We start from the raw sequence: 13,049 nt of genomic DNA, 5'->3' as shown, positions 1-13,049 counted from the left end.
CGCCCTCGAGCCCGACGAACCGAGACGGCTCGAGGGCTGGATCGAATCGGGAGCTCTCACCGGCTGAAGGAGCGCAGCGCAGAACGCTCGCCGATCGGGCCGCTGTCAGCGACTCGATCGGCGAGCGTTCTTCCCACAGCGATGCGGGCAGCTTCGCGTGCGCTCAGGCGGAAGCGGTCTGCTTGGCAGCCACCAGCTCGGCCACCTGGATGGCGTTCAACGCTGCACCCTTGCGCAGGTTGTCCCCCGCGATGAACAGCGCCAGTCCGCGCCCGTCCGGAACCCCCGGGTCCTGCCGGAGACGACCGACGAAGGTGGGGTCCTGACCCGCAGCGAGCAACGGCGTCGGGACGTCCGCCAGGCGCACACCGGGCGCCTCGGCGAGCAGCTTCTCGGCCTGCTGGGGGCTCAGCGGACGCTCGAACTCGGCATTGACCGAGAGGGAGTGACCGGTGAACACCGGCACCCGCACGCAGGTGCCGGAGACCAGCAGCTCGGGCAGGCCGAGGATCTTGCGGGACTCGTTGCGCAGCTTCTGATCCTCGTCGGTCTCGCCCGACCCGTCGTCGACGAGGCTGCCGGCGAGGGCGACCACGTTGTAGGCGATCGGGGCGATGTACTTGACCGGGTCGGGAAACTTCACGGCGGAGCCGTCATGGGTGAGCCCGGCGATGTGCTGGTCCACGGTCCCGCGCACCTGACTGTCGAGCTCGTCCACCCCGGCGAGGCCGCTGCCGGAGACCGCCTGATAGGTGGAGACGATCAACCGCTGCAGCCCGGCCGCCTCGTGCAGCACCTTCAGGGCCGGCATGGCGGCCATGGTGGTGCAGTTCGGGTTGGCGATGATGCCCTTGCGCGCCTGGTCGATCGCCTCCGGGTTCACCTCCGAGACCACCAGCGGCACGTCCGGATCCATCCGCCATGCGGAGGAGTTGTCCACGACGACGGCGCCCGCCTCGGCGAAGCGCGGAGCCTGCGCCTTGGAGGTGGACCCGCCCGCCGAGAACAGGGCGATGTCGATCCCACTCAGGTCAGCGGTGGCGGTGTCCTCGACCTCGATCTGCCGACCGCGCCACTCCAGAGTGGTACCTGCCGAGCGGGCGGAGGCGAAGAACCGGAGCGAGTCGAGCGGGAAGTCGCGTTCGTCGAGCAGGCGGCGCATGACCGCTCCGACCTGCCCGGTGGCGCCGACGACGGCAACGTTCACACCCATCTCAGCGCCCCGTCCCGCCGTAGACCACGGCTTCGACCTTGTCGGCATCCAGTCCGAACGCGCTGTGCACGGCACGCACGGCCTCGTCCAGGTCCTCGCTGCGGGTCACCACCGAGATGCGGATCTCCGAGGTGGAGATCATCTCGATGTTGATCCCGGCGTCACGCAGCGCACCGAAGAGCTGGGCGGAGACACCCGGGTGCGAGCGCATCCCGGCGCCGACCAGAGAGAGCTTGCCCACGCCCTCGTCGTACTGGACCTCCTGGTAGCCGTACTCGGCAGCCAGGGCCTGCAACGCGGCGCGCGCCGCCTCACCCTGCTCGTGCGGGAGCGTGAAGGAGATGTCCGTGACGCCGGAGTGGTGAGCGGAGACGTTCTGGACGATCATGTCGATGTTCACGCCGGCAGCGGCGACAGCCTCGAACAACTGGGCGGCGCTCCCGAGAACATCAGGCACCCCGAGCACCGTGATCTTCGCCTGCGAGCGATCGTGCGCGACGCCGGAGATGAGCGGTTGTTCCATGGATCCTTCTTCTTCCTGGTCGGTGACGAGCGTCCCGTTGTGCTGGGAGAACGAGGAGCGGACGTGGATCGGCACACCGTAGCGGCGGGCGTACTCCACCGCGCGCAGGTGCAGGATCTTCGCACCGTGCGCGGCCATCTCGAGCGTCTCCTCCATGCTGATCCGGTCGATCCGGCGCGCCGTGGGAACGATGCGCGGGTCGGCGGTGAACAGGCCGTCCACGTCGGTGAAGATCTCGCAGACGGCGGCGTTCAGAGCGGCGGCGAGCGCCACGGCAGTCGTGTCCGACCCGCCGCGGCCGAGCGTCGTGACGTCGTTGGTGTGTTCGGTGACGCCCTGGAAGCCGGCCACGATGGCCACACCTCCGGCGGTGAGCGTCTCCTGGATGCGGTTGGGGCTGACATCGACGATGCGGGCGTTGCCGTAGGCGGTGTCGGTGATCATCCCGGCCTGCTGACCGGTGAAAGCCTGCGCGTCGACGCCCAGCTCGTGGATCGCCATCGCGAGGAGTGCCATCGAGATCCGCTCACCGGCGGTGAGCAGGATGTCCATCTCGCGCGACGGCGGAGTGGACGTGATCTGTGAAGCCAGGTCGAGCAGCTCGTCGGTCGTGTCTCCCATGGCGGAGACGACGACGGCCACGTCGTTCCCTGCCTGCTTCGTCTCGACGATCCGTCTCGCGACGCGCTTGATGCTCTCGGCATCCGCGACGGATGAACCACCGAACTTCTGGACGATGAGTGCCACTGGGCGCTCCGGGGGGTTGGGATCGAAAGGCCAATATCAAACGGTTCATGGTACCCGCGTCCCGGGTGCTGGACCTGGGGTCGTCCGGATCTCGATACCTCACCCGGCCTATCCGGGAGAGCGATGAGGGCCCCGACGGCGGTCATCGCCCGTGCGCGACATCCCACCCGAGTTTGACGATCAGCACGGCCACCACGACCACGAACGCGATCCGGATAAATCGGCTTCCTCGTGCCACTGCGGTGCGGGCGCCGATGTACGCACCCAGCATGTTCGCCGAGCCGATGGCGAGGCCGATCCCCCACAGCACCGCACCGTGCGGGACGAAGAAAGCGAGCGCCCCGAGATTCGTGGCGAAGTTCACGATCTTCGCAAGCGCCGTCGCCGGTAGGAAGGCGTAGCCGAGCACACTGACCAGGCTGATCACCAGGAAGCTGCCGGTCCCGGGACCGAGCAGCCCGTCGTAGGCGCCGATGGCAGCTCCGACGAGCATCGCCATGCCGTAATGGTGGTTGCCGGTCCACCTCAGTTCCGTGGAGACCCCGACCTGGGGTCTGGCCACCGTGTACACGGCGACGGCGATCAGCACCACGATGATGATGGGCTTGAACGCCTCAGCTGGGATGTTGGCGGCCAGTGCCGCTCCGCCGACGGCCGCGAGCAGCGCCGCGATCGCCATCGGCGCAGCGGTACGCATATCCGGGTGGACACGCCGGTAGTAGGTGATCGAGCTCGTCGAGGTTCCCATGATCGAGCCGACCTTGTTGGTCGCGAGCGCCTGCACCGGGCTGATACCCGGCACCAGCAGCAGCGCGGGGAGTTGGATCAGCCCACCGCCGCCGACGACAGCGTCGACGAAACCGGCCGCGAGCCCGGCAAACACGAGCAGCGTCAGCACCCAGACGGTGATCTCCAGGCCGGCCGATCCGGGGAGGGTGAGAGTCGCATCAGCCAGCATGGCGAGGTCGGTCACCAGGAAGTAGTACCACGGCCCGGCCCACGAGTGGAGCCGGCGTCAGTCGTCGGCGTGCAACGCCTCGAACTCCGCCTCGCCGGCGACGTCGGGGTCGACATCGAGTCGGAGGTGGGCGATGAGCCCGAGGAGTACCCGGCCGGCGCTGGCGGCACGCTCACCCCAGTCGGAGAGGTAGGAGAACTGCCACCACCACAGCGCCTCGGAGAGGTTCCCTGCGCGCTGGTGGTTGAGACCGACGAGCAGCGCCTGGGCAATGTCGGTGAGGTCGTTGCTGAGACTGCCGTCGGTGACATCGCGGCTGACCAGCGGGTCCGATACCTCGTGGTACTCATCGACGCCGTCGAGCAAGTTCACCAGGGAGTGCCTCAGCGGCTCGACGTCCGGGTCGGGGCCGTCGTCGGGTTCGAACCGGGCCGCAGGGACCACGTCGACGATTGCGCCGAGGCGGGCACCGGCGGCGGTGAGGTCGGAGACAGCTAGCAGCAGCAGCGGGATCGCTGCTTCCGGACTCGCTCCGGAAGCGACCTGGCGAATGGTCTCCACGTAGCGTTCGGCGACCGCTGCGGTGGCGCCGCCGAGTGCCTGCAGGTCGGAGTCCAGCTCCAGCGATTCAGACATCGATGCTCCTTCGCCCTTCGAACGCCCGCCCGAGGGTGATCTCGTCGGCGTATTCCAAGTCTCCACCCACAGGCAACCCAGAGGCGAGCCTGGACACGACGATTCCCATCGGGCGCAACATGCGGGTCAGGTAGGTGGCCGTGGCCTCACCCTCGACATTGGGGTCCGTGGCGATGATGACCTCGGTGACCTCCCCGTCGGCGAGGCGGGTCATCAGTTCACGAATGCGCAGGTCATCCGGTCCGACGCCGTCGATGGGGTTGATGGCACCTCCGAGCACGTGATAACGGCCGCGGAACTCGCGGGTGCGTTCGATCGCGACGACGTCCTTGGCTTCCTCCACCACACAGAGCAGGGCGCTGTCGCGGCGCGGGTCGCGGCAGATGCGACATTGGTCCTCTTCGGAGACGTTGCCGCAGATCTCGCAGAACCGTACCCGGGCCTTCACCTCGGTCAGTGCGGTGGCGAGCCGATGCACGCGTTCGGTATCGGCAGACAGGATGTGGAAGGCGATGCGTTGAGCACTCTTGGGGCCGACGCCGGGGAGCTGGCCGAGCTCGTCGATCAGCTCCTGGACCACGCCGTCGTATGCGCTCACTGGTCACTCCCGTCCGGGTGGTCGACGATCTCGTCGATGACAGTACCGCCGAGCAGGCGTGCGACGAGCGGCGCACCGATCAGTCCGGTGGATTCAATATCCGGATCGTCGGGGCTCGGGGAGTCGTCTTCGAACGCCGACGACGGAGCTTGCGTTCGGGGAGCTGCCTCACCCGACTGCGTCACTCCTGGCGCGGGTGCGGTCCTCGCCTGCCGCGCTGCGGCGAACGCCTGATCGCGGGCCGAGGTCATCCCCTCCGGCGTGCCGGTGGAACGTTCCCCGTCCAGCGATGGACCGGGATCGGGCGCCGGCGGATCTCCGTCTGGCGGGGGTTCCTGATCCCAGTCTGCGGGTGCCGGCGGCAGATCGGGCCAGTCGTCGGCGGGCGCCGGGGCCGGGGCCGGGGCCGGGGCCGGGGCCGTCGATAGCGCAGCATCCTGGCCGGGCACCTCTCGAGCCGTGACGCTGGGGGCGGCTGGGTCAGCCTCCGCATCGGAGGTGTCGCCGTCCTCGGAGGACGAGCGCGGGCCGGAGTGGGATTCGCGGTCCCGTTGTTCCGGGACGTCCCACGGGGGCGCTGCGGGCGAAGGCGGATTCTGGGCTGCCTGCTGGCTGGAGGATGGGCCGGTCGTCGGCTGCGCTGGCGGATTCCCCCCGGGCGAGGGTGCGGGTGAACCCCAGTCGCTCGAGACAGGTGGGGCAGCCGATGCGGACGCCGCAGGGGCAGAGCCGCGAGCAGGAGGGGCCGACCCGTCGGCCACCACCGAGTCGATTCGCACCCCGAGACCGAGCGTCTCCTGCAAGGACCGCGCGACGAAGTCGGCGTGCGGTCCATTGCGGAAGGTGGAGGCGAGTCCAGGAGTGGAGAAGCCGAGCGTCAATGTGGTCGCAGTCAGGTCGACGACCTGTGCGTCCTGGGAGATCAGCGCCCACGTGATGCGCTTGAGGCGGGCGAGCGTCTCGAGGACCTCGGGCCATCGGCGCCGGACCTGGTCGGCCGTCATCCCCGTCGTCTCGGCTGCGGAGGTGGGTGCGCTGGCCTCGACCGGCGTACTCGCCGTCGGGACCGTCGGCGCCGCCGAGGGCACCGATGGTGCAGCCTCCGGAGCAGGTACCTCGGGGGCCGGACGAGCGAGATCGGGAGTCGACTCGGCGATCCCAGTGGGCCGTTCGTCGCGGGCCGCCGGCGGCGCGGGTTCCTCAACCGGCTGGGGTACCGGCGGCGCTGTTCCCTCGCTCGGCGCGGGCGCGAAGTCCTGCTCCTGCCTCTGGGTGGGTTCCGGCACCTGGGTCTGCTCAGGTGAGGGTTGCCGGGGTGCAGGCGCAGGCTCGTCCACGGGCTGGCGCACAGCGGGTTCGGACGCAGGCTCGGCCCGGGGTGCTTGCTGGACAGGTGCCATACGGACGGCAGCGGGCACAGGCGTTCCTGCGGCGAGGGCACCCTCCACCCGGTCGAGCCTGGCCCCGAAACCCTCGACTCCGTCGTCGGCGGCCGGGAGCAGCAACCGTGCGCAGAGCAGCTCCAACTGCAGTTGTGGAGAGGTGGCGCCCGTCATCTCCGTGAGCGCCTCGTTGACCAGGTCCGCGCTACGGGAGAGCGCGTGCGCACCGAAGTGGCCGGCCTGAGCCTCCATCCGGTTGAGCTGGTCCTGGGGCACCGCCCGCAGCACTGAGCCGGCGTGCTCGCCTGCGGCGCGGACCACGATGAGGTCACGGAGCCGCTCGAGCAGGTCTTCCACGAAGCGGCGTGGCGCGTGCCCGGATCCGATGACACGGTCGACCACGCGGAACAGACTCCCGCCGTCGCGCGCGGCCAGGGCGTCGATCGTGTCGTCGAGAAGGGTGCCGTGTGTGAAGCCCAGCAGCGCGACGGCTCGTTCGTACCCGACCACTCCCTCGGACGCGCCGGCGATCAGCTGATCGAGCACCGAGAGGGAGTCGCGTACCGATCCACCACCGGCGCGCACCACCAGCGGGAGCACGCCGGAGTCGATCTGTACGTGCTCGGCTGTGGCCAGGCTCTGCAGGTAGTCAGTGAGCCGGTCCGGGGGAACCAGCCGGAAGGGGTAGTGGTGAGTGCGCGAGCGGATGGTCCCAATGACCTTCTCGGGCTCGGTGGTGGCGAAGACGAACTTCACGTGTGGTGGCGGTTCCTCCACCAGCTTCAGCAGCGCGTTGAACCCCTGCGGGGTCACCATGTGCGCCTCGTCGATGATGAACACCTTGAACCGGTCCCGGGCGGGCGCGAACGCCGCCCGTTCCCGCAGTTCGCGGGCGTCGTCGACACCACCGTGGGAGGCGGCGTCCATCTCCACCACGTCCAGCGACCCCGATCCGCCACGGGCGAGTTCCAGGCAGCTGTCACAGCGACCGCACGGCGTCGCCGTCGGGCCCTCGGCGCAGTTCAGGCATCGCGCCAGGATCCGCGCCGACGTGGTCTTCCCGCAGCCGCGGGGACCGGAGAACAGGTAGGCGTGGTTGATCCGGCCCGAGCCCAGCGCAGCCATCAGCGGTTCGGTGACGTGTTCTTGACCGATCACGTCAGCGAACGTCTCGGGCCGGTATCGGCGGTACAACGCAGTGCTCACCCGACTCACAATAGGCCGCAGTACCGACATCGCGTCCAGCCGATCCGGCAGGTGGGCCCTGATCGGGGTCCTGGTGCCCGGATCCCACCGATCTGCGGATGCATCAGGAGCGGCGGCGCCCCGGAGCACCTTGTGGTGTTGATCCGACTCACGCGGCACGTCAGATCAACACCACAAGGGGTAGAAGCTCGGGCGAAGGCACGGGCCGGGAAGCACCATTGCCGTCGGACGTGTAAAGGACCCCCCGCACACCCGCCAGAGCCCACCTGCCCTTGCTGCCTTCCGGCCCTGGGGGAGTTCAGTGAGATGACGCCGCACGAGGGGTCTGGTTCCACTGTACCGCCCGTGCGCCGGTGCCGGACAACGGATGCGGAGGGTGCGCCGTCGTCCGGTCACTGCGACCCCGGTGTCATCCGTCACACCACGTGAGTTCGTCTTGCCGCTGCCGACCCGCTACCCTGGAGGTCGCCTTGGAGGATTCGCCTAGTGGCCTATGGCGCACGCTTGGAAAGCGTGTTGGGTGCAAGCCCTCGGGGGTTCGAATCCCCCATCCTCCGCCAGATGTCAGAAGCCCCGACCACGCTTTTCGGTCGGGGCTTCTGGCGTCTATCGAGCGCTGCGGATTCGGGAGGCCTCCGCAGCGGAGCGAGGAAGGCCGGCTCCCCCATCCTCCGCCACGGCTCAGAGCCCCCAGCCACGCTTTTCGGCTGGGGGCTCTGAGACGTACTGGACGCTGCGGGATTCGGGAGGAGGAGCGAGGGACGAGCGACGACGGCTCCCCCATCCTCCGCCAGATGCCAGAAGCCCCGACCACGCTTTTCGGTCGGGGCTTCTGGCGTCTATCGAGCGCTGCGGATTCGGGAGGCCTCCGCAGCGGAGCGAGGAAGGCCGGCTCCCCCATCCTCCGCCAGCCGATCATTCGAATCCAGGTCCGGCGTTCGAATCCACCTTCGGCCGCTCACACGTGGATTCGAACGCTGGAAACGGATTCGAACGGAGTCCCAGCGTCAGCCAAACGGTCCAGTCGCCGGTCAATGAGATCCAACCCAAGGTGGAGGCCTCGCACCATCTCCTCACCTAGGATCGTCGATGTGATCTTCAAGTCCGTCGGCGACGACCGTCCCTACCCGGACCATGGCCATCATTCACCCAAGGATTGGGCCACGATCCCGCCACGGCAGGTCCACCTGGACGAACTGGTCACCACCAAGGCGACCCTCGATCTCCACAGCCTGCTGGCCGAGGACTCCACCTTCTACGGCGATCTCTTCGCCCACGTCGTGCAATGGCGCGGTGTCCTCTACCTCGAAGACGGGCTCCACCGTGCCCTCCGGACGGCGTTGCAGCAGCGCAATGTGCTCCACGCACGAGTCCTCGAGCTGTGAGAGCACTGACCAGCAGTGACCAGCACTGACCAGCCGCCGCCTCGACCGACGGCGGCCGATTGTGCGTTAAGTTCGTAACCGTGACCACCCCAGCCAAGGCTCGAGCTGCCAGACGGCGCCACCTGCAGCAGCGCCAGACGGTCATCTTCGGCACGCTCATCCTCGCGATGCTTCTGATCGGCCTGGGTGCAGGTGCCGTATGGGTGGGTGTACTTCCGTCACCGTTCAACGTGGCGATCAGCTCCCCGGAACCGACGGAGACCGCTGACGCCGGTCCGTGCCCGCCCGCCGACGCCACCTACGTCCCGCTGGGCGAGATCTCGGCCAACGTGCTCAACGGCACCAGCGAGTCAGGGCTTGCAGCGCGGACCTCGGGGGAGCTCGGCGAGCGTGGCATCGCCGTCAGCAGGACGGCGAACGCGTCCTCGCCGTTCGCGGGCACAGCCCGCATCATCAGCGGCCAGGATGGTCTGGCGGCGGCCTTCACCACGGCCGTACTCTTCCCGGGCGCCGTGATCGACGTCGACGACCGCTCCGACCAGACGGTCGACATCGTGCTCGGCGCAACATTCGAGACGCTGCGCTCGGCGGACGAGATCGACATCGATCCCGAACTCGAGATCCCTGCACCCCAAGGGTGCACGCCCCTATCGACGGCGGAGCCTACCGACGAGTCCGCCTCAGCTGAGGATTGACCATGGCGACCGGTCGCGAGCAGTCGCCGTTCGTGAACTCCTACACGCTGCCGATGCCGGATCCAGCGCGCACGTTCGCCGGCCCCGGCTACTCGGCCTCACCGCCCGGGACGTCCGGTCTGGCAATCGCGGCGCTGCTGCTGGGTTGCCTCGGCGTACTCTTCTACGCGCCGGCCGTGGCAGGGATCATCTGCGGCATGCTCGCGCTGCGGAGCATCCGCCGCACGAACGTCGGGGGCATCGGCGTGGCGACCGCCGGGCTGGTGATCAGCAGCGTCGCCACGGCCGGATGGTCCCTGATCTTGGCAGCGATCTGGCTGACCGGGGCCTAACGCATCGGCTCCGGCTGCGCACGGGCAGTCGCCTTCACGACATCACGCCAGCTCAGGCTGGTTTCCGTGCTGAGCCCTCGGGGCCTCGAAAGCTGAGCGGCCGAGCAACCCCCCATGATTGGGGGAGCTGACGAAGTGACGGCCGCCGGTCACCCGGATCATCGGCCGGACGACGTTGCGCCAGTAGTGTGCCAGTCCATCCCGGACCTCGTCGGGGCTCTTAGGAGGGTCCAGTGCGAAGTCCAGCATCGCTGCGCCGACGCTGTAGCGCACCACCACGCGCGCACGCTCGGCTTCGTCTTCACTGGGTTCGACGAGCCCCTTCTCCACTCCTGCCGTGATCGTCTGCAAGACGTGCTCGATCGTCACCGCCAGGATCCGGTCCGCGAGCGGGCCTCCCTCAGACAATCCGCGCATGCTGTACCGCATGCTCCGCATCACGGCACCGGCATCGGTGGTGAACTGCACGTCCATCTTGCCGATGTCGAACAGGTCCGGGAGTCCCTGGACCACACGCTCGATGATGAAGTCGTCACACTCGATGCGTAACTGCGTCTTGGACCCGAAGTAATGCGTGATGAGTCCGGCCGTCACGCCGGCGCGGGCGGCGATGGCGCGCAGACCCGCATCGAAACCTTCCTCGGCAAAGACGTCGAGCGCCGCTTGGAGGATGCGGGCACGGGTCGTCGCTGCCCGGTCCCGAGGCTCCGTCTCAACTTGTTCTTCCACGTGAATACTCCCCTGCTATATGGCCGCCCAACCGGCGCACCTGCCCGGGCACCGACTGAACAACCTGTGAACAACCACAGTAATCCGCGGATGGGGCTGCCGCAGAACAACAGCGCATCAATCGGCGAGATGCCACTCCACGACCCCTGACATGAGGGCTGCTCTCGCGCCACCGCGTGGCCCAGGAACCTCGATGTCGCGATCCGAGACGGTGACGGCGATGTCCATGGTCAATGGCACGACGATCGATTCGTCGATGATGGAGGCCTCGATCTGTACTCGAATGTCGCGGGCTTCGTAGTGATCGGCCGTGTGAGCGAGTTGGTCGATCAGAGCATCCCGTTCCTCGTCGGCGGTGCCGCTGAGGTTCGCTGGGCCGTCGCTCCCCCACTGCGCGCTGATCCCGTCCGTAGTCTCAGGTATGGGGATACGAGTCAGGACGGCGTCCCATCCGTCATCATGAAGGCTCGGCTCGAGGTTATCGCTGCCACAGTCGCGCACGTCCCAACCCGTGGGTTCGACGCTGCTGCGAAGCTCGTGGAAGGCATCGACCGCATACCGTTCACCAGCGTCGTACAGCACGCAGATGCGCGTGCCGGACTCGATCCCGGCGGCTTCACGCTCCGCGATCGCGTCCTCCTCGGAGTGCTCGAAGCGCGATTCCGGGTCCAGATCCTCACCGACGATCTGGTGGCCGTCGGTGCCCGGCGGAAAGAGCACGACGTCGGTGATCTCGTGTAGTCCAGCCCAGGGCCCGGCACCCGCTTCAGCGACATCTCGCACGGGCACGGCACCGACGAATGCCTCCCTGGCACTCTGCCAAGAGAACTCTCCGCGGTCGCTGCGCAGTACCAGCGCCCAGAGCTCGCCGGTGTGGCTGGTGGCCACGGTGTAGTCGAGCCGCTCCATCTCGCGGGTGGTCTCACGGTTCGGTGCGGTGGGGGGCACCTGGACGACGTCGAGCGTCTCCCCGACGTAGGTCAGGGGGTCCGAGGTCGGCACCGGTGTCAGCTCGATCCGCTCGTACTCGGGCGTGGATGTGCCCGTGTACCGGGTGTTGACCACGAGCGTGACATGCTGCGCATCGAGGCGCGCCTGATCGACCACCTCCACCCGGTACGGCCCACTCGAGAGCAGCAGTTCCTCCGGGATGGAGCTGCCATCGCCGTCGCCGAGAGTGAAACCGTCGTTCCAGACGCGCGAGATCGTCGCGAGCCGGCTGGTGTCTGCCTCGACGATCGCGTCGATGACGGCCTGCTTCGCCTCCATCGGGTCGGTCAGACCGAACGCGAGCGCCCCGACCACGTGAGCGGGAACGGCGACGTCCAGCGCGGTCTGCCAATCCACCACAGGGTCGGGATAGGTGACCTCGATGGCCCGCTCGAACTCGTCATAGGCAGGAACATCCTGCGTCTCGCTCAGCCCCGTGGGCACGGAGTCGAACCACGGGACGTTCGCGCTGGCCCCCGCGTCATCCCCCTCATCCCCGTCGTCGAGGTCGGCCGGGTCGACGTCGTCGGGAAGCAATGCGTTGGAACCTGCAGCCCACGCAAGCAGCAGGTCTGCTGCGTCCACCGGGATCCCGTCGGACCAGTCGGGCTCGGCGAGGTCGTATCGGACGGTGAAGCCCTCGGGGTCGGTGATCTCGACAGTTCCGAAACTCTCATCGATCGCCGGCACGCCGTCGATGAGTTCGGCGAAGCGGGACCGGGTCATCGCCGCCACGTCCAGATCGCCTGACGTCGCGTCGACAGTTGCGGCGTTGGCGCTGAGGAACTGACCGGGCCACCCCACCGTCGCCGTCGTGCCGACGATGACGCTATTGGGCAGGGTCGGTCCGGAGCAGGCCGCGATCAACACAGCGCTACCGATCAGAGCCAGGATCAGACGCGCGCTTCGGTGCGCCCTGATCATCCGCGATCGCCCGGTCCGTGATCGAACTCGTGCCACGATCCGAACGGCGCCGTCTCCAGCTGCTGGAGCTGCCCGCGGCTGAGTCCCCCGGCGTAGCCACGGTCGATCAGGATCTGCAGGACCGCCCGTCGTGCCTCGAGGTAGCGACGGTCCTTGACCGGATCGATACTCCAGCGGCGACGCCCGTCGTTACGACCCGTGGACGCCATCAAGAGAGCCACCAACCCGCCCACGCCGAGCGCACCGGCAATCGCTGCGAGCACGCCCGCCACCCCGGGCTCGCTCCACCTGGTGAAGATCACAACGCCTGCTCCGCACGCACCAACTCCGGTCACCGCCGCGACGATCAGATCCCAGGGTCCGCGTCGACGCCCATCACCGAGCCAGGCCGCCATTGTCGCTGCCATCGTCGCAACGGCGACCAGAAGTGCGATGAGCGCCACCCGGTGCCAGGGGTCTGCCTCGCTCGCTCCCTCAGCCGAGGCGAGCAGCACAGCCGCGAGGCCGATGGCACCGGCACCGTAGATAGCGAGGGCGAGAACGAAGACAACGGCCTTGATGACCAAGCGCAGCCCGCGTAGCGACTCGTTCGCTCGAGGAGGCAGGCGCCGGCTGAGGACGGCATCCTCGATTTCTCCCCACCGGATCGGTTCGACGAAAGGCTCCGTCCGGGCCCACTCCTCCACTGTCGTCTTCGGCTTCCTCACACTGCTCCTCGTCGTTGGCCGAGA

At 68.1% G+C, this 13,049-nt stretch carries 12 protein-coding genes, 1 tRNA gene and 1 other RNA gene; 4 read left to right on the top strand and 10 right to left on the bottom strand.

Features of this window, described 5'->3' with window-relative positions:
* Positions 1 to 163 precede the first annotated feature (163 nt).
* The 7 genes from IM660_RS03105 to ffs all read right to left on the bottom strand — a co-directional run bounded on the left by IM660_RS03105 (position 164) and on the right by ffs (position 7,592).
* Positions 164 to 1,213 carry an aspartate-semialdehyde dehydrogenase gene (locus IM660_RS03105; RefSeq protein WP_193497969.1) on the bottom strand — a complete coding sequence of 350 codons (1,050 nt, stop codon included), beginning with the start codon at positions 1,211 to 1,213 and terminating at the stop codon, positions 164 to 166.
* Between the two features lies 1 nt (position 1,214).
* Positions 1,215 to 2,483 (bottom strand): aspartate kinase, encoded by a 1,269-nt coding sequence (locus IM660_RS03100; RefSeq protein WP_193497968.1) that lies wholly within the window; start codon positions 2,481 to 2,483, stop codon positions 1,215 to 1,217.
* 142 nt (positions 2,484 to 2,625) lie between these two features.
* Entirely contained in the window at positions 2,626 to 3,441 is an 816-nt protein-coding gene (locus tag IM660_RS03095) for a TSUP family transporter (RefSeq protein ID WP_193499192.1), read from the bottom strand.
* 57 nt (positions 3,442 to 3,498) lie between these two features.
* A complete protein-coding gene (locus IM660_RS03090; protein ID WP_193497967.1) occupies positions 3,499 to 4,077 on the bottom strand; it encodes a DUF5063 domain-containing protein in 579 nt (192 codons plus the stop codon).
* The gene (gene recR, locus IM660_RS03085) at positions 4,070 to 4,675 is read right to left on the bottom strand and encodes a recombination mediator RecR (RefSeq protein ID WP_193497966.1); all 606 of its coding nucleotides are present in this window, start codon (positions 4,673 to 4,675) and stop codon (positions 4,070 to 4,072) included. The genes IM660_RS03090 and recR overlap by 8 nt, the downstream gene beginning before the upstream one ends.
* Positions 4,672 to 7,263: a DNA polymerase III subunit gamma and tau gene (locus tag IM660_RS03080; protein ID WP_193497965.1), complete on the bottom strand. Its 2,592-nt coding sequence runs from the start codon at positions 7,261 to 7,263 to the stop codon at positions 4,672 to 4,674. Before IM660_RS03080 ends, recR begins: the two co-directional genes overlap by 4 nt.
* 232 nt (positions 7,264 to 7,495) lie before the next feature.
* Positions 7,496 to 7,592, bottom strand: an RNA gene (gene ffs / locus IM660_RS03075) — signal recognition particle sRNA small type.
* A gap of 143 nt (positions 7,593 to 7,735) precedes the next feature.
* On the opposite strand from ffs, the gene IM660_RS03070 reads away from it, so the two are divergent.
* The 4 genes from IM660_RS03070 (at position 7,736) to IM660_RS03055 (ending at position 9,675) form a co-directional block, all read left to right on the top strand.
* A tRNA-Ser gene (locus IM660_RS03070) sits at positions 7,736 to 7,823 on the top strand.
* Positions 7,824 to 8,354: 531 nt separating this feature from the next.
* Positions 8,355 to 8,648: a type II toxin-antitoxin system VapB family antitoxin gene (locus IM660_RS03065; protein ID WP_193497964.1), complete on the top strand. Its 294-nt coding sequence runs from the start codon at positions 8,355 to 8,357 to the stop codon at positions 8,646 to 8,648.
* A gap of 80 nt (positions 8,649 to 8,728) precedes the next feature.
* On the top strand, positions 8,729 to 9,343 hold the full coding sequence (locus IM660_RS03060) for a LytR C-terminal domain-containing protein (RefSeq protein WP_193497963.1): 615 nt from the start codon (positions 8,729 to 8,731) through the stop codon (positions 9,341 to 9,343).
* A gap of 2 nt (positions 9,344 to 9,345) precedes the next feature.
* Positions 9,346 to 9,675, top strand: a complete 330-nt coding sequence (locus IM660_RS03055; protein WP_193497962.1) for a DUF4190 domain-containing protein — start codon at positions 9,346 to 9,348, stop codon at positions 9,673 to 9,675.
* A gap of 42 nt (positions 9,676 to 9,717) precedes the next feature.
* On the opposite strand, the gene IM660_RS03050 is transcribed toward IM660_RS03055, so the two are convergent.
* The 3 genes from IM660_RS03050 to IM660_RS03040 form a co-directional block, all read right to left on the bottom strand.
* The gene (locus IM660_RS03050) at positions 9,718 to 10,404 is read right to left on the bottom strand and encodes a TetR/AcrR family transcriptional regulator (protein WP_193497961.1); all 687 of its coding nucleotides are present in this window, start codon (positions 10,402 to 10,404) and stop codon (positions 9,718 to 9,720) included.
* Between the two features lie 117 nt (positions 10,405 to 10,521).
* The gene (locus IM660_RS03045) at positions 10,522 to 12,318 is read right to left on the bottom strand and encodes a periplasmic substrate-binding domain-containing protein (protein ID WP_193497960.1); all 1,797 of its coding nucleotides are present in this window, start codon (positions 12,316 to 12,318) and stop codon (positions 10,522 to 10,524) included.
* Positions 12,315 to 13,025: a hypothetical protein gene (locus tag IM660_RS03040; RefSeq protein WP_193497959.1), complete on the bottom strand. Its 711-nt coding sequence runs from the start codon at positions 13,023 to 13,025 to the stop codon at positions 12,315 to 12,317. The genes IM660_RS03045 and IM660_RS03040 overlap by 4 nt, the downstream gene beginning before the upstream one ends.
* Between the last annotated feature and the right edge of the window lie 24 nt (positions 13,026 to 13,049).

This window comes from Ruania alkalisoli, from assembly GCF_014960965.1.
Taxonomy (GTDB): domain Bacteria; phylum Actinomycetota; class Actinomycetes; order Actinomycetales; family Beutenbergiaceae; genus Ruania; species Ruania alkalisoli.
The sequence above is the reverse complement of the archived record's forward strand: the minus strand, read 5'-3'. Positions and strand labels throughout refer to the sequence as shown.